This is a genomic window from Spongiibacter tropicus DSM 19543 (genome assembly GCF_000420325.1).
Classification (GTDB): Bacteria; Pseudomonadota; Gammaproteobacteria; order Pseudomonadales; family Spongiibacteraceae; genus Spongiibacter; species Spongiibacter tropicus.
Genome location: NZ_ATUS01000001.1, coordinates 696,175 through 717,448 on the forward strand (window position 1 = coordinate 696,175; position 21,274 = coordinate 717,448).

22 protein-coding genes are annotated in these 21,274 nt (G+C 57.3%); 18 read left to right on the plus strand and 4 right to left on the minus strand.

Annotated elements, in window-relative coordinates; all coding sequences use genetic code 11:
• Window positions 1–19: 19 nt before the first annotated feature.
• Window positions 20–1,402 (plus strand): cytochrome P450, encoded by a 1,383-nt coding sequence (locus G411_RS0103345; protein WP_022957758.1) that lies wholly within the window; start codon window positions 20–22, stop codon window positions 1,400–1,402.
• Window positions 1,403–1,416: 14 nt separating this feature from the next.
• Here G411_RS0103345 and G411_RS21295 read toward each other — a convergent pair whose 3' ends face one another.
• Window positions 1,417–2,772, minus strand: coding sequence for an ATP-binding protein (locus tag G411_RS21295; RefSeq protein ID WP_022957759.1), 1,356 nt, complete (start codon window positions 2,770–2,772; stop codon window positions 1,417–1,419).
• Window positions 2,772–3,491 carry a response regulator gene (locus G411_RS0103355; RefSeq protein WP_022957760.1) on the minus strand — a complete coding sequence of 240 codons (720 nt, stop codon included), beginning with the start codon at window positions 3,489–3,491 and terminating at the stop codon, window positions 2,772–2,774. The genes G411_RS21295 and G411_RS0103355 overlap by 1 nt, the downstream gene beginning before the upstream one ends.
• 274 nt (window positions 3,492–3,765) lie before the next feature.
• Here G411_RS0103355 and G411_RS0103360 point away from each other — a divergent pair, with 274 nt between their 5' ends.
• From G411_RS0103360 to G411_RS0103415, 12 genes are all read left to right on the plus strand, one after another.
• Window positions 3,766–4,116 carry a Rap1a/Tai family immunity protein gene (locus G411_RS0103360; RefSeq protein WP_169530609.1) on the plus strand — a complete coding sequence of 117 codons (351 nt, stop codon included), beginning with the start codon at window positions 3,766–3,768 and terminating at the stop codon, window positions 4,114–4,116.
• Between the two features lie 49 nt (window positions 4,117–4,165).
• Complete coding sequence (locus G411_RS0103365; RefSeq protein WP_022957762.1) at window positions 4,166–4,636, plus strand: Na+/H+ antiporter subunit E; 471 nt, start codon at window positions 4,166–4,168, stop codon at window positions 4,634–4,636.
• Window positions 4,633–4,899: an MrpF/PhaF family protein gene (locus tag G411_RS0103370; RefSeq protein WP_028968111.1), complete on the plus strand. Its 267-nt coding sequence runs from the start codon at window positions 4,633–4,635 to the stop codon at window positions 4,897–4,899. The genes G411_RS0103365 and G411_RS0103370 overlap by 4 nt, the downstream gene beginning before the upstream one ends.
• Window positions 4,896–5,204 (plus strand): monovalent cation/H(+) antiporter subunit G, encoded by a 309-nt coding sequence (gene mnhG, locus G411_RS0103375; RefSeq protein ID WP_022957764.1) that lies wholly within the window; start codon window positions 4,896–4,898, stop codon window positions 5,202–5,204. Before G411_RS0103370 ends, mnhG begins: the two co-directional genes overlap by 4 nt.
• Window positions 5,205–5,208: 4 nt before the next feature.
• On the plus strand, window positions 5,209–6,201 hold the full coding sequence (locus tag G411_RS19175) for a DUF4040 domain-containing protein (RefSeq protein ID WP_022957765.1): 993 nt from the start codon (window positions 5,209–5,211) through the stop codon (window positions 6,199–6,201).
• Complete coding sequence (locus tag G411_RS0103385; RefSeq protein WP_022957766.1) at window positions 6,198–6,554, plus strand: cation:proton antiporter subunit C; 357 nt, start codon at window positions 6,198–6,200, stop codon at window positions 6,552–6,554. The genes G411_RS19175 and G411_RS0103385 overlap by 4 nt, the downstream gene beginning before the upstream one ends.
• A complete protein-coding gene (locus G411_RS0103390) occupies window positions 6,548–8,026 on the plus strand; it encodes a monovalent cation/H+ antiporter subunit D family protein (RefSeq protein WP_022957767.1) in 1,479 nt (492 codons plus the stop codon). The genes G411_RS0103385 and G411_RS0103390 overlap by 7 nt, the downstream gene beginning before the upstream one ends.
• Window positions 8,026–9,489 carry a proton-conducting transporter transmembrane domain-containing protein gene (locus tag G411_RS19180; protein WP_022957768.1) on the plus strand — a complete coding sequence of 488 codons (1,464 nt, stop codon included), beginning with the start codon at window positions 8,026–8,028 and terminating at the stop codon, window positions 9,487–9,489. The genes G411_RS0103390 and G411_RS19180 overlap by 1 nt, the downstream gene beginning before the upstream one ends.
• Window positions 9,489–9,740: a hypothetical protein gene (locus tag G411_RS22025; RefSeq protein WP_028968373.1), complete on the plus strand. Its 252-nt coding sequence runs from the start codon at window positions 9,489–9,491 to the stop codon at window positions 9,738–9,740. The genes G411_RS19180 and G411_RS22025 overlap by 1 nt, the downstream gene beginning before the upstream one ends.
• Window positions 9,730–11,439, plus strand: coding sequence for a Na(+)/H(+) antiporter subunit D (locus G411_RS0103405; RefSeq protein ID WP_022957769.1), 1,710 nt, complete (start codon window positions 9,730–9,732; stop codon window positions 11,437–11,439). The genes G411_RS22025 and G411_RS0103405 overlap by 11 nt, the downstream gene beginning before the upstream one ends.
• A 452-nt stretch (window positions 11,440–11,891) precedes the next feature.
• Window positions 11,892–12,482, plus strand: coding sequence for a biliverdin-producing heme oxygenase (locus G411_RS0103410; protein ID WP_022957770.1), 591 nt, complete (start codon window positions 11,892–11,894; stop codon window positions 12,480–12,482).
• Window positions 12,483–12,502: 20 nt separating this feature from the next.
• Complete coding sequence (locus G411_RS0103415; protein WP_211218288.1) at window positions 12,503–12,892, plus strand: YbaN family protein; 390 nt, start codon at window positions 12,503–12,505, stop codon at window positions 12,890–12,892.
• A 7-nt stretch (window positions 12,893–12,899) separates the two neighbouring features.
• On the opposite strand, the gene G411_RS19185 is transcribed toward G411_RS0103415, so the two are convergent.
• A complete protein-coding gene (locus tag G411_RS19185; protein ID WP_022957772.1) occupies window positions 12,900–14,015 on the minus strand; it encodes a DUF6607 family protein in 1,116 nt (371 codons plus the stop codon).
• Window positions 14,016–14,190: 175 nt separating this feature from the next.
• Here G411_RS19185 and G411_RS0103425 point away from each other — a divergent pair, with 175 nt between their 5' ends.
• A complete protein-coding gene (locus tag G411_RS0103425; protein WP_022957773.1) occupies window positions 14,191–14,955 on the plus strand; it encodes an META domain-containing protein in 765 nt (254 codons plus the stop codon).
• Between the two features lie 25 nt (window positions 14,956–14,980).
• On the opposite strand, the gene G411_RS0103430 is transcribed toward G411_RS0103425, so the two are convergent.
• The gene (locus G411_RS0103430; protein ID WP_022957774.1) at window positions 14,981–15,970 is read right to left on the minus strand and encodes a tetratricopeptide repeat protein; all 990 of its coding nucleotides are present in this window, start codon (window positions 15,968–15,970) and stop codon (window positions 14,981–14,983) included.
• Window positions 15,971–16,363: 393 nt separating this feature from the next.
• Here G411_RS0103430 and G411_RS0103435 point away from each other — a divergent pair, with 393 nt between their 5' ends.
• The 4 genes from G411_RS0103435 (at window position 16,364) to G411_RS0103450 (ending at window position 21,116) form a co-directional block, all read left to right on the plus strand.
• Complete coding sequence (locus tag G411_RS0103435) at window positions 16,364–16,879, plus strand: sigma-70 family RNA polymerase sigma factor (RefSeq protein WP_022957775.1); 516 nt, start codon at window positions 16,364–16,366, stop codon at window positions 16,877–16,879.
• Window positions 16,879–17,862, plus strand: coding sequence for a FecR domain-containing protein (locus tag G411_RS0103440; protein ID WP_022957776.1), 984 nt, complete (start codon window positions 16,879–16,881; stop codon window positions 17,860–17,862). Before G411_RS0103435 ends, G411_RS0103440 begins: the two co-directional genes overlap by 1 nt.
• Before the next feature lie 88 nt (window positions 17,863–17,950).
• Entirely contained in the window at window positions 17,951–20,170 is a 2,220-nt protein-coding gene (locus tag G411_RS0103445; RefSeq protein ID WP_022957777.1) for a TonB-dependent receptor, read from the plus strand.
• Between the two features lie 316 nt (window positions 20,171–20,486).
• Window positions 20,487–21,116: a peroxiredoxin gene (locus G411_RS0103450; protein WP_022957778.1), complete on the plus strand. Its 630-nt coding sequence runs from the start codon at window positions 20,487–20,489 to the stop codon at window positions 21,114–21,116.
• Window positions 21,117–21,274 lie beyond the last annotated feature (158 nt).

Sequence of the window (21,274 nt, forward strand, 5' to 3'; positions counted from 1 at the left end):
AACCAGACAGGACTGCCCCATGAGCAATGCCAGCGCAGCGGCGAGCGACCATCGCCCGGATTACACTCGTCAACCCAACAACAGCAAACTCAAGCACATCCCCGGCAAAAACGGCTGGCCGATCATCGGCGTACTGCCCGAACTGCGCAACGACGTTTTCAAGCTGGCGGAGACCCGCTGGAAAGAATTCGGTCCCATTTCACGGGTTCACTTTGGCCCTCAGCCCGGCGTACTGGCACTGGGTCCGGACATGGCTCAGACCCTTTTGCTGGACGGTGATCGCAATTTTTCCACACGCATGGGCTACGATTACGCGTTGCGCCCCTTCTATGGCGACAACCTGCTTTGCCTGGATTTCGACGAGCACAAGTTCCAACGTCGGATTATGCAGACCAGTTTCAAAACCCCGTCCATGCGCAGTTATGTGGAAATCATGAACCCGATTCTTGAACGTGGCATGGACGCCTGGGTCTTCGATGATAGCTTCCGCTTCTACGAGAGCGTCAAGAACCTGCTGCTGCGCATGACCTGCAAAGTATTTTATGGTGTTGAGGAACACGATGAGGGCTCTGACGAACTCGCCCAGGCCTTTGTCGACATTCTCGATGCTCAGGAAGGCATCATTCGTTTGGATCTGCCCGGCTTGAAATATCACACCGGCAAAAACGGACAGCGTTTCCTGCGCGACTACATCACCAAGCTGATTCCAATTCGCCGCGCCGGTGACGGGCAGGATATGCTCAGCCATATGTGCAAAGAAACCAAACCTGACGGCAGCTACTTCAGCGATGAAGAAATTGTCGATCATGCCAGTTTTCTGTTGTTTGCCGCCCACGACACCACCACCAGCACACTCAACCATCTGATGTACTACCTCGCGAAACATCAGGACTGGCAGCAGCGGCTTCGCGACGAGGGCGCGGCGCAGCACAAGGACTATCTGGACTACGAGGATCTGGGAAATGTGGTAGAGCTCGACGCCGCTTTCAATGAAGCCCAGCGCCTCAACCCCTCGGTGACCGTACTGGTACGCCGCAGTATTCGCGAATGCGAGCTGGCCGGACACCGGATTCCCGCCAATACCATGATTTTCCAGTTACCCATGTTCACCAATCGCATGAGTGATTATTGGACAAATCCACACAGTTTCGACCCCGAACGCTTCTTCCCGGAGCGCGCTGAGCAGAAAGGCCATCCCTTCTGCTTTATGCCCTTTGGTGGCGGCGCCCACAAATGTATCGGCATGCATTTCGCCGCCATGCAGTCGAAGCTGTTTATGCACCAGTTCCTGAGAAAATATGAATTCCGCCTGCCGGACGACTACAAGGTGGCGTTCACCTATATCCCCATGCCCAAAATCAAAGATGGTCTGCCGCTGGTCGTGGAGAAACGTCGCGCCTGAATCGTTGCCCGGCCTCAGGGCCGGGCGACTCCTTCGCTGGCAGGCAGGCGAATTTGTGCACGCAAGCCTCCGCCGTGACGATTAAAGAGCGTGAGACTTCCGCCATGGCCCTGCACAATGCCTTGCGCAATGGCCAGCCCCAGCCCCAAACCACCACTGCGCTCACTGCGTGAGGCATCGACCCGCACAAAAGGGCGCAAGACTTCGCCCAGCATGCCCTCGGGGATTCCCGGTCCCTCATCTTCTACATCGAGGTAAAAAAACAAATCATCGCGGCTAAGGCTGACCACGGCCCGTCCCCCGTAGCGCAAGGCATTGTCGATCAGATTTTGCAGGGCCCTTCGCAGCGCTACCGGACGGCATTCGACGGTGCCGGTGCCGCGGCTGACATAACTGACCGGCAAGCCCTCCTCGGCCAAGTCATCACAGAGACTCTCAAGCAGATTATCCAACTGGGTGCGGCGAGGCTGTTCGCCGCTGGCATTGCCGCGCACGAAATCGATAATGGCCGCCACCATCGTGCGCATATCCACCACCACCCGCTCCAATCCCTCTCGTTCGCGGTCATTGCTGAGCAGTTCCGTGCGCAGTTGCAGGCGGGTCAGTGCCGACTTCAGATCATGGGAAATGGCGGCCACCATCTCTGCCTGACTTTTCAGCAGGCGCTGCACATGGGCCTGCATAGTATTCAAGGCTTTCGATGCCTGTACCAATTCCTTTGGTCCCTGCTCCACCAGCGGCGGCGCATCCAGGTTTCTCCCCAAGCGCGAAGCCGCCTCGCCAAACTGCTCAAGGGGGCGAATCAGCCGCCGGATCAACAGCCAGGCCAGCAGCAGAGACAGCGCCATGACTAACAGCAGATAGAGCGCAATGGGCTCGTGCAGCAAGGAGCCCGCTTCGGGCAAGCGCGCACGAAAAGCGGCGGTTTCTCCATCGGGAAAACGAATGTTCACCAGCATATCGATGTCATCGCGCCACTCTCCCCGCAATGCCGGGTCGGCACCCCGCAGACAGACGCGAATATCGTAGTCGGGGTGCTGGGAAAACGCCTTGTCGATATTCAACGCCACATCGTTCGCGAAGGTATTTTTCAGGCAGGCGTCGTCGACCGTGCTCTGCAAATCATCGTAAGCGGCCAGAAAACCCGTTTGCGCAGCCGCCAGAATCTTGCCGCGCTCGGCAGCCGGAAAACCGTAGGCTAAATCGACAATCCCGCTGATACGCTGGGCAAGATCCGCCGCTTCGGCGAGCAATACCCTCTCGTTACGGTGCTGCTCAAACAACCACAGACTGAGCAGATGCGACAACACAAACACAGCACTGAGCAGCAACATGCTGCGGGCTTTGAGCGTATCGGGCAGGCGCGGCATCACACCGTGTCGACAGGACAGGAAAACAGGTACCCCGATCCCCAGGCGGTTTTGATAATTTCCGGCTGCTTGGCATCCTCGCGGAGTTTGCGGCGCAGGCGGCTGACGTGGGAATCGATACTGCGGTCAAAGGCGGCACTGTTGCGCCCCTTGGTGAGACTCAACAGTCGGTCGCGGGAAAGGGGAATCTGCGGATTCTGAACAAAGGCCAGTAACAGGTCATTCTCACTGGTGGAAAGCTGTATGACCGTGCCTTCAGCATCCAGCAGCTCCATACGGGCGGGTTTGAAGTGCCAGCCGGAAAAGCGATAGGCGAATTGTCCGCGGCGGCTGTTGACCCCATTTACCCGGCGCAACACCGCTTTAATGCGCGCGACCAACTCATGGCGCCCAAAGGGCTTGGCAATATAGTCATCGGCCCCCAGCTCCAGACCGACGACGCGATCAATCTCTTCGTCCTTGGCGCTTAGCATAATAATCGGCGGCATTTCCGGGTCTGAGCGCAGCTTCCTGCACAGCGCAAAGCCGTCCTGACCGGGCAACATCACATCCAGCAGGATCAGATCCGCCTGCTGTTGCGACAGGCAGGCAAACATTTCTTCGCCGTCTTCGGCGGTCATCACCTGATAGCCTTCCGTCTCCAACAATTCCGACACCAAATGCCGGATATCGGCATTGTCGTCGACAAGCAAAATACAGGACTGAGGTTCAATACTCATACGAGGAGGCTGGTTTCCTAAAATTTGCCATAGTCTGTCGAAAAGCACTGCGCATTGACAAGCTTTATTAGCATGCAGATCAGCGTCGATCTTAGCGGTCTCGCCACACTTTTTTACAAATCTGACAATACTTTTCTCGACGACAATGCCAACATGCTGGGCGCAAACCAGAAGGAGGTGCCGCGCTATGCAGGATCCAGGCAAGCGCCTAAGCCGTATATTTGTAGGGTTTTTTTGTACACTTCTCATGCTCCCTGCGGTGGCTGTTGAAGAGATGTCAGCGAATACACTGCGCGGAAGTTGTACCCGCATGCTGAACGAAAGCGGGGACGTTTATGGCGAAGTGTGTAAAGCCTACCTTCAGGGGTTTGTGAGTGGCAGCACCAAGGTATCGGTTGCCGCACCGCGCTCAGAATTTATGGAGCGCGCCTTGAGAACTCGCGCACCCGGTGGTTCAACAGATATCGACACGCTGAAAATGTCACGGTACTGTTTACCCGAGGGCGTGGATACCGAGGTACTGGCCCAACAGATTATTGATTCCGAGCAGAATGCCAGGGATGCCGATGCCAGCTCGCTGTTGGAGGCGGTGCTGAAAGCACACTACCCCTGCAAAAACCTATAAAGAATAGACCGCGTGAGCACAGCGCTAACGCGGATCAACTGAGACCGCAATGCGCCACACCATCAGTCTTTCTCTACTACTCAGCATTATCTGGCTGGCCAATTCGGGCCACTATAACGGTCTGTTGCTCAGCCTTGGCGCCGTATCAGTGGCGCTTGTCGTGTGGATCTGCCACCGCATGGACGTGGTAGATCACGAATCACAGCCTGTGCACCTTACCCGCAATATTCCCCGCTACTACGGCTGGCTGGCCTGGCAAATCCTATTGAGCAATATCGATGTGGTAAAACGCATTTGGCGCGGCAATGCGAGTATCGACCCGCAAATGAAAACCCTGCCGGTCGCACAGAAGACCGATTTGGGACGGGTTATCTACGCAAACTCGATTAATCTGACGCCGGGAACACTGGCCGTTGAACTGGACGACGACACGGTATTGGTTCATGCGCTGACCTCGGCCAACATCAACGACTTGGAAACCGGCGAAATGAGCCGCCGGGCCTGTGAGCTGGAAAAATGATGCTGGCAGTTTGTGCAATCACTCTCGTACTGGTCATGCTGATGGCAATGATCCGCGCCTTCGCCGGCCCGACGTTTTTCGACCGCGTTCTGGCGGTCAATCTGTTCGGCACCAAGACCGTATTGCTGATCTCCGTACTCGGCTTTCTATTCGGTCGCCCTGAGTTTCTGGATATCGCGCTGGTTTATGCGCTAATGAACTTCATCAGCGTGATAGCCCTGCTGCGCTACGTGGAATACAGCGAGGGCAAAGACGCCTCATGAGCGAGATCATTCCTATCATCAGCGGCATTCTGTTGGCCCTGGGCAGCTTTCTGATGTTTACCGGTGCGCTGGGGGTACTGCGCTTCCCCGATCTATTCAGTCGCATGCACGCTGCCGGTATTACTGAAACTCTCGCCACCTCTCTGTTGCTAGCCGGGCTGATGCTGCTGGCTGGCTGGGGACTGGTTCTGCTCAAGCTGCTGTTTATTCTTATTTTCGTGCTGTTTACCAGCCCGACAGCGAGCCACGCACTCGCCAAAGCAGCATGGCGCCATCGCGACCATAACGACGGCGACAAGGAATAGCGACGTGGAACTGTTTATCAATATCTCACTGCTCAGCCTGCTGCTGGCCACCGCCATCGGCATTGTCGTCAGTCGCGACCTGCTGGTGTCAGTGATGCTCACCGGGATCTACGGCTTCCTGTCTGCCAGCTTCTTTGTGCTGATGGACGCCGTAGACGTTGCCTTCACCGAAGCCGCTGTAGGGTCCGGTATTTCACCGCTGCTGATGCTGCTGACGCTGGCCATGGTCGGTCGCTACGAAACCTGCCAGCGCAGCTACCGCTTGCCGGCGCTGATTCTGGTAATCATCACCGGCGGCCTGCTGATTGTCGGCACCATCGACATGCCCGCTTTCGGCACCGCCGATGCCCCCGTTCATCAGCATGTTGCCCCCCGTTACCTTGAAGCTTCTTACGGCGAGATCGGCATTCCCAATGTCGTCACCTCAGTGCTGGCCAGCTACCGGGCCTTCGATACCTTCGGCGAAGTCGTGGTGGTGTTTGCCGCGGGTATTGGCGTGATGTCACTGCTGAGTATTGGCGCGCAACCCGCCAGCGGCCCCCGCGACGACGGTGCCCGGCACCACACAATTCTGCGCGTCGTCAGCAAGATTCTGATTCCACCCATCATGCTGTTTGCTTTTTATGTCCAATTTCACGGCGATTACGGTCCGGGCGGCGGCTTCCAGGCCGGGGTCATTTTCGCGGCGTCGGTGATTCTCTATACCCTGTTTTTCGGCATCGACCTGGCCCGTCAGGTGCTGTCGGAAAACCTCTTGCGCGTTCTCGCGGCAATGGGAGCGCTGCTCTATGGATCGGTGGGCGTGGTGTCTCTGCTCAGTGGCGGCAACTTCCTCGACTACAACGTGCTGCTGGCAGATCCCATTGCCGGCCAGCATCTCGGGATTATCGTTATTGAAGCCGGTGTCGGCATCACCGTTGCCTCGGTGATGGTGCTGATTTTCTACAGCTTCATCGGACAGCTCAGCAATAAAGACAGCGGAGATACCGCGCAATGAGCCAGTTTCTGACGCATTACAACTACTGGGTGGTGATCGCCCTGATGATGATCGGCTTCTTCGTGGTCATTGCACAAGGCAATCTTGTGAAGAAGCTGATTGGCCTGAACATTTTCCAGACCTCTGTATTCATCATGTATATCAGTGCGGGCAAGGTGTCGGGGGGCAGTGCTCCCATTCTCAGCGACAGCGTGGCGCTGTACTCAAACCCCCTGCCCCATGTACTGATTCTTACCGCCATTGTCGTCGGCATCGCGACCACCGCACTGGGCCTGTCCCTGGTGCTGCGCATTAAAAAAGCCTACGGCAGTATTGAAGAAGACGACATTCAACGGCGAGATCCTTCGTGTTAAGCCATTTACCCATACTTCAGGTTATTGTGCCCCTGCTGGGCGCACCTGCCTGCCTTATTCTAGGCCGGGCCCGTTTGGCCTGGGCATTCTCGCTGCTGGTCAGCATGTTGAGCCTTTTCATGGCGGCACTGCTGCTATTGCAGGTCTACGACACCGGAACCATCAGCTATGCGCTCGGTGGCTGGGATGCCCCCTGGGGAATTGAATACCGCATCGACTTGCTCAACGCCTGGCTGCTGTTAATCGTTGCCGGTAGCAGTACTCTGGCACTTCTTGCTGCGCAGACAAGCATCAGCCGGGAAATCGCCGCGGAAAAGCAGGTCTTTTTCTACGTCGCCTGGCTGCTTTGCCTGGCCGGGCTATTGGGGATTCTGGCCACTGGCGATGCCTTCAACGTATTCGTTTTTCTGGAAATTTCCTCGCTGTCGACCTACACACTGGTGTCACTCGGCAAGGACCGCAAAGCCCTCTGGGCCGCATTCCGCTACCTGATTCTGGGCACCATCGGCGCGACGTTTATCCTGATCGGCATCGGCTTCATGTACATGATGACCGGCACACTGAACATGGCCGATCTGGCCCAGCGACTGCCAGCCATCAATGATTCCTACACCGTCGTCGCAGCGTATGCCTTTATCATTGTGGGCATCTGCCTGAAGCTGGCGCTGTTCCCGCTGCACAACTGGCTGCCCGGCGCCTACAGTCAGGCCCCCTCGGTTGTCACTGTCTTTCTGGCGGCCAGCTCGACCAAGGTGGCGGTCTACCTGCTGATTCGCTTCACGTACACGGTCTTCCCCGCCAACTTCCGCGCCGGGGACTTCCCCCTGTATGACATCTTCGTCGCACTGGGTGTACTGGCAGTCTTTATGGCCTCTGCAGCAGCCATCTATCAGGGCAATATAAAACGCGCCATCGCCTACTCCAGTATCGGTCAAATCGGCTACATGATTATTGGCCTTGGCCTGGGCACCGCGATGGGACTGCAAGCCACGCTGCTGCACCTGTTCAATCACGCATTAATGAAAGCGGCTCTGTTTATGGCCTTGGCAGCGATGATTTATCGCGTAGGCAGTGCGCAGCTTAGCGACATGAAAGGGCTGGGCAAACAAATGCCCTGGACCAGCATGAGCTTTGTGCTGGGCGGTCTGAGCCTGATCGGCGTACCCCTTACCGTCGGTTTTGTCAGCAAGTGGTATTTGGTGAGCGCCGCCGTAGCAGAGGGCCGCTGGCCTGTCGCGTTTCTGGTGGTATTCGGCTCGCTGCTCGCCATCGCCTACATCTGGCGCGTGGTGGAAACCCTGTATTTCCAGAAGCCCAGCGAAACCGCACTCACTGTCAAAGAGGCACCGCTACCGTTTTTGCTGCCGATTTGGCTGCTGATTATCGGCAACCTCTACTTCGGTATCGATACCCGTCTGCCGGTGGTGATTACGGCTGAAGCGGCGATGACGCTGATGGGAGGAACGCCATAATGTTCAGCCCCGCAGATTTGATCAACCTCGCTATAGCACTGCCGGTATTTGCCGCAGTGGGAATCGCCGCCACCGGGCGCTTCCCGAACCTGCGCGAAGCCGTATCGGTGCTCAGCGGCATCGCGCTGCTCGCTGTCAATATCGCACTGTATCAAGCCCATCAGCAGGGCCCTGCCCCCGCTGCACATTGGCTGGACATGCTGCCGGGCCTGGGCCTGAGCTTTGAGGTGGAAACCTTGGGCCTGCTGTTTGCGCTGGTCGCCAGCTCCCTGTGGCCGGTAACGGTGGTTTACGCCATCGGCTATATGCGCGGTCACAACGAGCAGAACCAGACGCGCTTCTACGCCTGTTTTGCATTGGCGTTATCGGCCGTCATGGCCATTGCCTATGCCGAAAACCTGCTGACGCTGTTTGTGTTTTACGAAGTGCTGTCGTTAGCGACCTATCCGCTGGTCACCCATGCGGGCACCGACAAAGCCCGCCATGGCGGACGGGTATATTTGGGCATTTTGATGGGCACCTCTATCGCCTTCTTCCTGCCTGCAATCATTATCACCAGCTTTATCAGTGGCACTGTCTCGTTTACGCCCGGCGGCATTCTGCCGGATGACGCGCCGGTCTGGTTGCTAAGTCTGCTGTTGCCGCTGTTTGTATTCGGCATCGGTAAAGCCGCCATGATGCCCTTCCACCGCTGGCTGCCGGCCGCCATGGTCGCACCAACACCGGTCAGCGCCCTGCTGCACGCCGTGGCTGTCGTGAAGGCCGGGGTGTTCAGCGTCGTGAAGATTCTGGTCTATGTGTTCGGTTTGGACACCCTCAGCGAACTGGTAATGACCGACTACCTGCTGTACCTGGCCGCCGCCGGTATTTTGCTGGCCTCGCTGGTCGCGATGCGGCAGGACAATATCAAGGCGCGACTGGCCTACTCCACCATCAGCCAACTGGGCTACATCACGCTGGGCGTCTTGTTGGCCAGCGCTACCGGCGTCATCGGCAGCGCCATGCACATTGCCATGCACGCCGCGGGTAAAATTACCCTGTTCTTCTGTGCCGGTGCCATTTATGTCGCCGCCCACAAAACTCTGGTCAGCGAACTCGACGGCCTTGGCAGAAAGATGCCCTATACCTTTGTCGCTTTCAGCATTGCCGCGCTGTCGATTATCGGTCTGCCGCCCACGGGCGGTACTTGGAGCAAGTGGACACTGATGCTCGGCGCTGTGGACAGCGGTCACCTGTTCGTTATCGCCGTGCTGGCCTTGAGTTCTCTGCTGAACATTGTGTATCTGCTGGAATTGCCGGCCCGCGCCTTTTTGCGCGAACCCGCTGCGGGGCACGACGACCATCACGGCGGTGAAGCGCCGTGGCCATCGTTACTGGCGCTGTGCTTTACCGCACTGAGCTGCCTGCTGCTGTTTTTCTATGCCGGCGCGATCCAGCAATTTCTGCAAGGGATGAACCTCTGATGAAAACGCCCAACGAGCCGGGCTGGTTCGAGAAGCCCGCCAATGTCGACAAGATTGTCTATGCCGTGTGGATCATCTGTGGCCTGCTGGTACTGGCCGAGTTCTTCTACGAAAAGCATCCCCATTTTGCGGCCGAGAGCTGGTTCGGTTTCTACGCCGGTTATGGCTTTCTGGCCTACTGCTTCATCGTGTTCTCTGCCAAGGCGCTGCGTCGCCTGCTGAAACGCAGCGAGGACTACTATGGTGAATGATTGGCTGATGAACCCCGCCTTGCTGATGATGCTGGCGGGCCTGCTGGCGATTCGACTGCCCGCGCGCCTGCTGGGACCGCTGGCGATTGTCACGCCGGCGTTGGGCCTGCTGATGCTCTGGCAATTGCCCGAGGGCGAACACGGTGCCGTAACACTGTACGGCATGGCCCTGACCACCCTTCGAGTCGATGGTCTGAGTTTCGTCTGGGGAGTGATTTTCCATATTGCCGCCATGCTGGCGGGACTTTACGCTTGGCATGTAAAAGACCGGATGCAACAGTCTGCGGCGCTGATTTACGCCGGCGCTGCCATCGGTGCGGTACTGGCGGGCGATCTGCTGACCCTGTTCCTTTACTGGGAGCTGACCGCATTGTCCTCGGTGCTGCTGATCTGGGCCAATCGCACACCACGCGCCTACAAGGTGGGCCTGCGCTACCTGATTATTCAAGTGATTTCCGGCCTGCTGCTGATGGCCGGGGCGATTATTTACTACCGGGAAACCGGTTCGCTGGCCTTCGATCATCTGGGCCTGAATGCCCCCGGTGCCTGGCTGATTTTCCTGGCCTTCGGTATCAAGTGCGCCTTCCCGCTGCTGCATAACTGGCTGCAGGATGCCTACCCTGAGGCTACCGTCACCGGCACGGTGGTGCTGTCGGCCTTCACCACCAAACTGGCGGTGTATTCACTGGCACGCGGCTTTGCCGGGGAAGAAATACTGATCACCATCGGCGCGGTGATGACCGCCTTCCCGATCTTCTTCGCCGTCATCGAAAATGACCTGCGGCGGGTGCTGTCCTACAGCCTGAACAACCAGCTCGGCTTTATGGTGGTAGGTGTGGGTCTGGGCACCGAGATGGCACTGAATGGTGCGGCGGCTCACGCCTTTGCCCACATCCTCTACAAAGCGCTGCTGTTCATGTCGATGGGCGCCGTGCTGCTGCGCGTGGGCACCGTAAAAGCCAGCGAGCTGGGCGGTCTCTACAAGTCCATGCCCTGGACTACCGTATTCTGCATTATCGGCGGCATGTCGATCTCGGCCTTCCCGCTGTTTTCCGGCTTTGTCACCAAATCAATGATCCTCACGGCGGCGGCCGCCGAGCACCATTGGCTGGTATGGGGCGTGCTGCTGTTTGCCTCAGCCGGGGTACTGGATCACTCGGGCATCAAGGTGCCGTTCTTCTCTTTCTTCTATCACGATGCGGGTCACCGGGTAAAAGAAGCGCCACTCAACATGCTGCTGGCGATGGGGATTACCGCCTTTCTGTGTATTGGCATCGGCATTTGGCCGGAGCCACTGTACGCGATTCTGCCCTACCCGGTGGATTACGCCCCGTATACCAGCTACCACGTCATCACCCAGCTGCAGCTGCTGATGTTTGCCGCGCTGGCCTTCTGTGTACTGATACGCAAGGGCTGGTACCCGCCGGAAATACGTTCGGTAAATCTGGACAGCGACTGGCTGTATCGCCGTCTGGCACCGAAAGTCATCAGTGGCGTGGGTAGCGTCGTCGTAAAACTGGATCAGGGAATCCGCGCCACCGCCATGCAATGGCTCCGCGCTTTCCTGCAACGCGTTGCCACGCTGAACAGCGATAGCGGATTGTTGGCGCGCAACACAAGTATTGGCAGCATGGTGGCGTGGGTCGTTCTGTTCCTCGCACTGCTGCTGGTACTGGCCCTGTTCAGGCAGGGCGTCTGACCGGGCTTCTGGTGTAATCCCCACCGAAAACGCTCATAGAGCCCCTCTCTCCCGGAAGCAGTGCCAAGTCACTGCTTCTTTCGTTTATCCCTCCCTCTCCAGCGAGATACCCCCAGCTCACCGGCAATAGCCTGCCAAGGCTTCACGAGACCACTGTTTCACACCGCGCAAACCGTTTGCATTTGCGAAAGCCAAACCCTAAAATGAAATTGATTCTCATTTTATCCTTTATACCTATTTATTGATCCGCCATGTCCAAAGACCTCCGGACCAGCCAGTACCTCGCGACCGATGCGCGCGCCACTCCTGACCGGACTGCTGCCGCAGTACGGCAATCCATGCGATGAAAAATACGGCGCACTCGCTCGTTTACTGTTTTTGAGACACCGCTATCCACACACGACCGCAATCAATCTCGGCGGGTGTCTATTTCACCATCACAGGAAGATGCTATGACCACCACTGTAAGCCCGGGCCACTGTGCTCGTTTCCGCGCCCTGACCCACGATACTCACGATGTGCTGGACAAGCGCATCATGGCATACAGCCCCTTTTCGGGCCGCGAGCGCTATGCGGCTTTTCTTAAAGTGCAGTACTGTTTTCACCGGGATGTAGCCGCCCTGTTTGACAACACCTCGCTCAACACTCTGTTACCCGGTCTCAAAGAACGGGGACGATTTGCCGCTGTCGCACAGGATCTGAAAGATCTCGGGCAGGCATTACCTGAGCCGGAAATGCCCCCGGTATTCGGCGAGCAAATCGATCTCCCCACGGCTATTGGCTGGCTGTATGTCGAAGAAGGCTCCAACCTCGGTGGCGCCATCCTGTTTAAAATGGCGGGCAAACTGGACCTCAGCGCCGACTTCGGCGCCCGGCATCTGGCGCCACATCCTGAAGGAAGAGCGCCTAGCTGGCGCGCCTTTATGCAGCAACTGGATGCCATTGAGCTGGACGATAAAGAGCAACAACGCGCTAACAATGGCGCCGAAGCGGCATTCACTCAGGTATTATCCTACGTGGAGCGCTATTGCCCGATATCATGACAACTGAGGTTACCCCAGAAGTGACACCGCCCCAGGCAAAAGGTCCGCTGCGTTACCTGCTGCTCTTGCTGGCCGTCGTCAGCCTGTGTATTGCCATGTTGGGTGTGATCTTGCCGGGTCTGCCTACCACGGAGTTTTTGCTGATTGCCGCCTGGGCTGCTGCGCGCAGCTCACCGCGATTTCACAATTGGCTTACGCAGCACCGGATATTCGGTCCAATTCTCGAACAGTGGCAGCAAGGCTATTTGCCTCGCAAAGTAAAACTGGCGACCACCTTCACTATGAGTATCGCCGCACTGGTTCTGGTGCTGACCGTGTCGCACCGCATCAGTGTGGTCGTCACGCTGCTGTGCATGGCCGCCGTATTAATCTGGCTGTGGCGATGGCCGGAAAAAGCCCCCCCGCAATAGCTCGCACTTACTCCCGCCGGTAATCATCCAGTATTTGAGCAACCGCTCGTTGGGCTGGCGCTTCTGAAAAAGCGCCGCCCTTATACTTATCAGCCAATTCAAATAACGCCGCAAACAGTGGCTTGCCGTCTTTCACTTTGCGCAAAGAGAAGCCCGGATGTGCATCAAACATCTGCGTCCACTGCTGTCTCACTAACTGCCAATAGGCGCCGGTTTCCCGCCAATAGCGATCACCCTCGCTGAAATCAAAGTCTACTATTCGCTGATATCGATTATTGCCCAGTTCTTTGGCGAGATACGCGGCAGGCTGCGCCTTGTCGCCCAGAACGAGCTTCAGATTTTCTTCTTCCTGCACCCAACCGCTTGGCAGAATGACGTGTCGGTTGACGCCCTCCAGCACCTGGTAATCACTCCGCACACTCGATTCACGACGCGGCAGAGGCCGCCAGGTCGTCTCACTCTCCCAGGCGGAAAAACTACCGGTATGCTGCCAGCGTCCCACCGAAGCATAGCGCGGTGAATCATCGACCTGATACACACTCTGCACCCAGCGACCCTTGGCCTCTGAGCGACTCAGGCGCTGGCGCTGCCAGCGCGCTTTCCCCACATAGGCCAACAGCTCGTGTCCCTCATACTGCCAGTCCTGACGCCAGTGCTTCATGACCATCGGCTCACTGAGACGACCTTCCTCATTCTGAAACACCATCACCATGATGTGCTGAAGGCTAATGAAGTCGCCGCGATCTTCCACAACGTAGATATATTCTGTTCCCCAGCTTTGATATGGCTGCGCCGGCGTGTAATCGGCACTGAATCCCATGGTTTCAACAAACTCGAAGCTGGCGCGATAGCCCCCTGTCATTGCCAGAATGGCTCGGCGATCCCGCTCAAAATCGCTTAAGCCGGGTGCCTGCAACGCCTTCCAGGCTGCACTTGGCTCAGTTGACAGTGTCACCGGCGCTCCCTGTGTGGTGCCGCCACGGGGGGCGTCAAAACAGGGGCCACTGAGATTCCAGCTAAACACATACTGCGGGGTGGGACACCCGACCGTGGCCTTTTCATCGGCCTGGCTCCAGGCCGATGTCATCACAAGCAGACCGACAACGAGTACGTTTAACATCATTACGCTCACCTTATGCCTGACTCTCTATCACCGTGTTCACGCATTGTAAGTACGCGACCGCTCACCATCAAAACCGCACGCTCCAGCAGGAACCCGCCTGCGACAGGATTGTCACTGCAAGCGCCGTTTATCATTGATAGACTTTGCTGTATTCCATTTCGAGACTGACTTCACCATGACAACACGCACTTCTCTTCTATCCCTTTTCATCGCAGTCACCTTGCTGATCAGCGCTTGCAGCAATACGCCTGAGCAATACCCCGACTCGGCGCACAATGCCCGCAATGCGCTGGACTGGATGGGTGTCTATCGCGGCGTACTGCCCTGCGCCGACTGTGCGGGCATAGAAACTGTCGTCGTTTTGCGCAGCGACGGTCACTACACCAGCCAGTCAAAATATCTGGGGCGGAGCGATGACATTTTCTCGGCTCAGGGGCGCATCGAGTGGAACAAAGCCGGTCACACCATCACACTGCCCGAGCAGGACGTCCGCTATTTCGTGGCTGAAAATCGCCTGCTTCACCTCAATCAGAATGGCGCAGGCATTCATGGGGCTCTTGCCAATCAATACGCGCTGAACAAGCTTGCCGATGGCGTTACCGGGCGCTATTGGACTCTGGTGGAACTCAATGGCAAAGCCCTGGAACCATCGCCCCAAACGCCGTATTTTTCGCTGGACAGTGAAACCGGACGGATCACTGGCTACGCTGGCTGCAACCGTTTCTTCGGTGGCTATGAGCTGGATGCCGCCGCGTCACGACTGCGCTTTACCCAGTTGGCATCGACTATGATGGCCTGTCCCGACCGCCGGGAAACTGAAGCCGCATTCATGGATATGCTCCGCAGTATCGACAACTTCAGTATCAGCAACGAAACACTGAGCCTTAACCGCGCGCGCATGGCTCCGTTGGCGCGCTTTGAGGCGGTCTATATTCGCTGATTTAGCGAATAAAACAGCAGGGAAGTCACTGTGCGGGCCAGACCATAACCCCTCCGGGGTTATAGATGATCGCCATCAGTACCCGCACCGTTTCACCCTCCGCCACGGGCTTCACCATACGCAGCGTGGTGGTTCTGGCAGCTCGCTCTGACGGCCGCTCAAAGCCTTTTTCCGCCGGGCGAGCAAAGATCACCTCGGCGTCATCCACCTGCCCCTTATGGTCCACAAGCACATGGAGCACGACCCAGCCCCAGCTCTCCCCGCTCGCCACTCTGCGCGGTAACGTCGGAATTCTGAAGGACTTCACGTCAAAATCTGTCTGGGGCACAAGCGGCAGCTTGCCTGGAACCAGTTTCCCCTTGTCATCCAAAAATTGGATTGCCCGAGCCCGCCTCACTACCGCATCACCCTCTGGCCAGGACGCCAAACGCTGCACATGATCTTCGAGAGACGCCCTCGCCCATTCGCTTTTCGGCCCGCGATTCACCAGATGTAAAACACGCCACCAGCTCTGCGCGCAGGCCGCTTTCGCCTCGCCATAGCAGTCTGCATGCATGGCCAGCACACCCCATCTTCGCTCTTCCTCAAATAGCGCATCCAGCACTAAGGGAAGCGTCGGCAGGACCGACTCCAAGTAGTGGAAGGCTTGCCGGGTGATGCGCCTAACGCCGTCATAATCCTGCAGATACAGCTTGGCCAGCCCCAACTCGAAGGAAGGTTTGACGAAAGGCCCGTCGCAAACAGCGGCATTTTCATACAGATCAAGCACTGCCGCGTACTGCCCTTTGTCCAGCAGCACATTAGCCTGCTCTGCCAGAATCTGGTGTCGCAGCATATTCGAGGGCGTCGCGAGCGCCATCGCCCGAGCGAGATACTCGTGAGCCCGCGCCAAGTCGCCTGATGCACGAGACAGACTGCCGGCAAACATCAGCAGCGAGGCTTCCGTATTCGGCGAATCCGCGGCTTGCACCGCGCGATCAAGTTCACCGATTGCCGCGTCAAACTGCTTATCCATGGCGAGTCGCTGAGTGTATTGGAGTGTGGCGGTAAGGGCTTGAGGGTGCGCGTAGGACCCGCAACTGGCAGGCGTCTCAGCGGCTAACAGTCCCAAGGGAAAGCAGAGAATCAATAAGCGGGGTATACGCAGAAGCGGTATCAAAATCATCACATCCCTGTCAGCACACTGTGGCGCAGACTCCCTCTGCACCGTTGTTTTTACTGTATCAGGCCCAATAGTGCGCAGCCATCACCACCCAGCGCTAGCCGCGCCTCAACGGCTCTCGCCCGCGGGCTTCTGCATTCGGGCCATTCCCTGCAGAAACGACAGCGATTGCATCGGTACACGCCCAAGCCATATAATGAGACTTATTATCATTATCATCTAAAAAGATCTTCAGAGGAAGCCGCTGTGCCGGGCACCGATGCCACCATAACTGCCAACGTTCGTGATCTATACAGCGACCACCACAACTGGTTACAGCGTTGGCTGGGTGGCAAGCTGGGATGCAGCGACAGAGCCGCCGACCTGATGCACGACACCTTCCTGCGCCTGCTGACGCGAGGGGAATACACGCCTTTAAAACAGCCTCGCGCCTACCTGCAAACCATTGCCAAGCGCGTTTTGATTGATCACTGGCGCCGCGAACACATTGAAAAAGCCTATCTGGAAGCCTTGGCAAACCGGCCCGACGAATACGCTCCCGGACCGGAAGAGAAGCACCTGTTGCTGGAAACCCTAGTAGAGATAGATCGACGTCTATCCGGCCTGCCCATCGTCGTCAAGCGGGCATTTTTACTGGCACAACTCAGCGGGTGCAAACAGCACCAGATCGCCGAGGAGCTGGAAATATCACTGAGTACCGTCAAGCGTCATCTGGTCCGCGCCTATACGCAATGTTATTTCGCACTGGACAGCGACCACTGATGCAAGCACAGAAATCGCCAGGGAGCCGCCATATCCGAAACGACTTTGCGCCCGACGTTGTCCAGCAAGCGGTTGAGTGGATTCTGGCCCTGCAGGACGCGCAGCAACCTCAAAAAATCCGGGCAGACATCGCCAACTGGTGCGCGGCTTCCCCCGAGCACCTGCAGGCATGGCAACAGGTTGAACAGCTCAGTGGTCGCTTCGGTCTGCTGGCAAACCCCGAACACGCCCAGTTGGCTCAAGATACGCTGACGGCGACAAGTCCTTCACGCCGCACGGTTCTGAAAGGCTTCTCGGCAATACTGATCGCCAGCTCCGTCGCCTACGTCAGCCGAGAAAGCGGATTGATCCGGCAATGGCAGTCAGATATCCACACCGCGACCGGCGAGCAACGCAAGTTGACGCTTAACAATGGCACAACGGTGGTATTAAACAGCAACACAGCCATTCAACTGGACGACTCACACTCGACGCTGTCACTGTTGGAGGGAGAAATCCATGTCTCCAGCAAGGCAAACGGCGACGAGCCAATAAGCCTGCTTAGCCCGAACGGCCACATTCAACTGTCTCCTGGCTCCCGATTGGCGCTACGCCAGTTCAAGGATAACTGCCGGCTGGCAGTCTATGAGGGAGAAGCACGGTTACGCCCCGCGCAAGCCTCAAACAGTTGCCTGATCAGCGCAGGCCAAGCCACCCGTTTCACCGCGCATGAGTGGTCCCCTTTAACAGCAGTGCGTCAGGACGAAGCCGCCTGGATTGACGGCATGATAGTGGTTCGCGACATGCCGCTGGCCGAGTTTATCGCCGAGCTGCAACGCTACCGGCCCGGCATCCTTCGCCTCGATCCATCGCTGGCCGCCTATCCGGTTTCCGGCACCTATCCGATCAGCCAAACCGATCAGGTGCTGGAAGCATTAAGTGACGCGCTGCCTATCCGTCAACGACGCGTCACCCGTTACTGGATCACGCTCCTGCCCGTTTAAAAAAATACTGAGATCGCTGAGCCATTTTCGGCGCTCATCCGACAAGTAGAGGTAAGCACCTCTATTTCATTGTCGAAAGGATCACATCATGTCATCGCAATTTCCTCACTGGCATCTGTTTCGCCCATCGCTTATCGCGCTGGCGTTAAGTGCCCCTCTGGCGTTGCCCATCACCGCCCAGGCGGCGTCCGCGCAAACGGTCGTCCAGCGATATCAGATTCCTGCAGGCACACTCGAGCAGGCATTGAATGCGCTGGGACGCCAGGCGGGCATTGTTCTGATGTTTCCCAGTGAGCTGGTCCGCGGCCAGCAGAGCGCGGGGCTGCAAGGAGAATTCACGGTGGATGCCGCGCTGATGCGTCTGCTGGCGGGAACGTCACTTACCGCGACCCGACAGGATGGCGGCGGTTACAGTATTCGCCAGACGCAGGAAGGCACGACGACTCTGCCGCCCCTGACCATCAGCGCCTCCAGCCCCGCCAGCACCCAAACCACCCTCGGCTATAACTATGAGGAGCTGCAGGCACAGCAACCGCAAAGTATTAAGGACGTATTTCGCGATCAATCTGCCGTTGCCGTTGGCGGCTCAATCCCCGTCAATCAGAAAGTCTATGTCCGCGGCGTGGAAGAAAGTGCCATGCTGGTCACGGTCGATGGCGCACGCCAGAACAACAAGGTCTTTCACCACAACGCCACCAACTTGATTGATCCGGCACTGCTAAAAGCGGCGAGTGCCTCCGCGGGTGTCCCGGCGGCCGACGACGGCCCCGGCGCTCTGGGTGGCAGCCTGAAATATGAAACTGTCGATGTCGCCGATGTGCTCACACCCGGTCAATCGCTTGGCGGCTTTCTGAATGGCCGCTATGCGTCCAACGGCGACCAACTCACCACGGCGGGCTCGCTGTACGGTAAAAGCGGGGGGCTGGAAGCACTGGCTTTCCTCAATCACAGCAATGGCAACAGCTATGAGAATGGCGAGGGAGACACGGTACGCTTTACCGCTCCCGACTTGCTCAGTCGACTGATAAAGGTCGCCTACGAAACCGAGCAACAGGACCGCTTCGAACTGTCTCATGAGCGGGTCAATGACAACTCACTTCGACCCTATCGCGCCAACTTTGTCGGACTGACTGCGGGGCGCCCGGTCCCCGAGTCACGGGTCTATGATCTCACCAGAGAGAACACGACCTTTAACTACAGCCGTGAAACCGGCAGCGGCCTCTGGAACCCCAGCATTACGTTGGCCAAAAGTGAGACGGAACTGGAAACGCGCGAACATCCGCTTGCCGCCCCCAGCACCACACTGGTGTACACCGGTTTGACGGAAAGCCAGTCCGCAACCGTGAAAAACCGCTTTCACAGCCGTTTTGGCGAGATCACTGCTGGCCTGGATTACTACGATGACCGCGCGGCATTCATGTCCGCCGGTTCCCCTACACTCGAAGAGAAGGCCGACAACACCGGGGCCTTTATTCAGCTTCGGCAGACACTGGCGGACGGCACACTGGATCTGTCTTATGGTTTGCGGCATGACCGAGAGTCGTTTACCGGCACTGACGGCTCGGATCACAGTGACTCCGGCAGCAGCGGCAATGTATTTGCCGATTATCGCGTCAACAATATGCTCAGCGTCAACGCGGGGTATGCCAAGGTGTGGGGCGGGATTGCCTTAGCCGAAAACTTTATCCTGAACAGCGCCTGGGATTACCGCGATCTGAACGCCGTTGATGCCAGCAACTATACCGTCGGCCTGCGCCTGCTGCTGGGGGATATCATGGTGGAAGCCAACCGCTACCGCACCAAGATCGAAAATGGCCGTGTACCGTCTTACAGCGGCGGCTCTGCGCTGGTCGCTGACTTCGACATTGACGGCTATGACCTCGCCTTCAGCTATAACACTGCGCTCACTGAGCTCTCTCTCAAATACGCCGACATCGAGTCTGAGAAAGATGGCGAACCGGCAAGCTCTTACGACGGCAACTACTTTACCGCTCCGCTCGGCAAGCTGATCACGCTGAATGGCAAACTCAAACTGCTGGCGGACCAACTGATGCTGGGAATGAGCGCAGAAGTTGCACTGGGCAATGACGACACCCGCGACAGTGGCGCCAAGCAAAAGGGCTACACGGTCGTCAATCTCTACGCCGACTATGCCGTCCTTTCCTGTTTGTCGCTGCGAGTGGAGGTCGATAACCTGACAGACCGCGCGTACACCGATCGCGCCAGTTACGGACAGGAATTCACCACGGTGAAACCACTGCTGGAACCGGGTCGCTCCGTCGCCGTAAGCGCGCGCTACACTTTCTGAGGCAACTACCTGCTGATATCGCGCTCCCCGTCTACGGGGAGCGCTTCACCACTCCGTCGCATTGCACTGACACCACCCAGCGTCTATAACACGAGAAGCGTTTGCCTTGGCAACAGGCGCCCCACGTTTCCTTCTCACTGAATACCGGAATACCTCACAGCCTTAACGTGCAACGCCAGCCATTGCACAATGCTTGATACCGATCAAACGCCTATCGTTTCGATAGGAATAATATTCTTTACGATTATTAGCTTATTCCGTAAAAGTATATATACAGACACGCACTACTCATGCTACCCACAATGGAGTGAATACAATGAGCTTACGACTTGGTGATACCGCCCCCAACTTCCAGATTGCCACCACTAGCGGTGATATTGATTTCCACGACTGGGCCGGTGATTCCTGGGTGTTTTTCTTCAGCCACCCCGCCGACTTTACCCCGGTGTGCACCACGGAAATGGGCCGCACAGCGCAGCTTTCCGGCGAGTTTGAGGCCCGCAATGTCAAACCGCTGGGCCTGTCTACCGACTCGGTGGAAGAACACCTGAAATGGATCGAAGACGTGAACGACACACAGAACACCAGCCTGCGCTTCCCCATTGTTGCCGACAAAGACCACAAGGTCGCGCAGATGTACGAAATGATTCACCCCGGTGAAAGCGAAACTGCCGCGGTGCGCTCGGTGTTCATCATCGACCCCAACAAGAAAATCCGCCTGACCATGACCTACCCAATGAGCGTAGGCCGTAACTTCACGGAAATTCTTCGGGTCATCGACTCGCTGCAACTGAGCGATGCCAAGCGCATTGCCACCCCGGCAGACTGGACACCGGGCGGCAAGGTCATCATTCCGCCCAGCATCAGCAACGACGAGGCGAAAGACCTGTTCCCGCAGGGCTGGGATGAACTGCGCCCCTACCTGCGACTGACCGACGTCAAGTAAGCCTCTGCGGTGCTTGAAAGAAAGGAGGTGTCCGGAAAACCCGGCGCCTCCTTTTCGATTGTCGATAAGTGCCATCACCGCCTAAAAACGCCCGACGCCCAGTCATGAGCGAGGCCAATACCTGAACGCCAGTATGATCGAAGGCGGCGTGATCCGCA

Excerpts from the sequence above, each read along its gene's own strand:
- G411_RS0103345 (WP_022957758.1), top strand. The coding sequence starts at position 20 with ATGAGCAATGCCAGCGCAGCGGCGAGCGACCATCGCCCGGATTACACT.
- G411_RS21295 (WP_022957759.1), bottom strand. The coding sequence starts at position 2,772 with ATGCCGCGCCTGCCCGATACGCTCAAAGCCCGCAGCATGTTGCTGCTC.
- G411_RS0103355 (WP_022957760.1), bottom strand. The coding sequence starts at position 3,491 with ATGAGTATTGAACCTCAGTCCTGTATTTTGCTTGTCGACGACAATGCC.
- G411_RS0103360 (WP_169530609.1), top strand. The coding sequence starts at position 3,766 with ATGTCAGCGAATACACTGCGCGGAAGTTGTACCCGCATGCTGAACGAA.
- G411_RS0103365 (WP_022957762.1), top strand. The coding sequence starts at position 4,166 with ATGCGCCACACCATCAGTCTTTCTCTACTACTCAGCATTATCTGGCTG.
- G411_RS0103370 (WP_028968111.1), top strand. The coding sequence starts at position 4,633 with ATGATGCTGGCAGTTTGTGCAATCACTCTCGTACTGGTCATGCTGATG.
- mnhG (WP_022957764.1), top strand. The coding sequence starts at position 4,896 with ATGAGCGAGATCATTCCTATCATCAGCGGCATTCTGTTGGCCCTGGGC.
- G411_RS0103385 (WP_022957766.1), top strand. The coding sequence starts at position 6,198 with ATGAGCCAGTTTCTGACGCATTACAACTACTGGGTGGTGATCGCCCTG.
- G411_RS19180 (WP_022957768.1), top strand. The coding sequence starts at position 8,026 with ATGTTCAGCCCCGCAGATTTGATCAACCTCGCTATAGCACTGCCGGTA.
- G411_RS22025 (WP_028968373.1), top strand. The coding sequence starts at position 9,489 with ATGAAAACGCCCAACGAGCCGGGCTGGTTCGAGAAGCCCGCCAATGTC.
- G411_RS0103405 (WP_022957769.1), top strand. The coding sequence starts at position 9,730 with ATGGTGAATGATTGGCTGATGAACCCCGCCTTGCTGATGATGCTGGCG.
- G411_RS0103410 (WP_022957770.1), top strand. The coding sequence starts at position 11,892 with ATGACCACCACTGTAAGCCCGGGCCACTGTGCTCGTTTCCGCGCCCTG.
- G411_RS19185 (WP_022957772.1), bottom strand. The coding sequence starts at position 14,015 with ATGATGTTAAACGTACTCGTTGTCGGTCTGCTTGTGATGACATCGGCC.
- G411_RS0103425 (WP_022957773.1), top strand. The coding sequence starts at position 14,191 with ATGACAACACGCACTTCTCTTCTATCCCTTTTCATCGCAGTCACCTTG.
- G411_RS0103430 (WP_022957774.1), bottom strand. The coding sequence starts at position 15,970 with ATGGATAAGCAGTTTGACGCGGCAATCGGTGAACTTGATCGCGCGGTG.
- G411_RS0103440 (WP_022957776.1), top strand. The coding sequence starts at position 16,879 with ATGCAAGCACAGAAATCGCCAGGGAGCCGCCATATCCGAAACGACTTT.
- G411_RS0103445 (WP_022957777.1), top strand. The coding sequence starts at position 17,951 with ATGTCATCGCAATTTCCTCACTGGCATCTGTTTCGCCCATCGCTTATC.
- G411_RS0103450 (WP_022957778.1), top strand. The coding sequence starts at position 20,487 with ATGAGCTTACGACTTGGTGATACCGCCCCCAACTTCCAGATTGCCACC.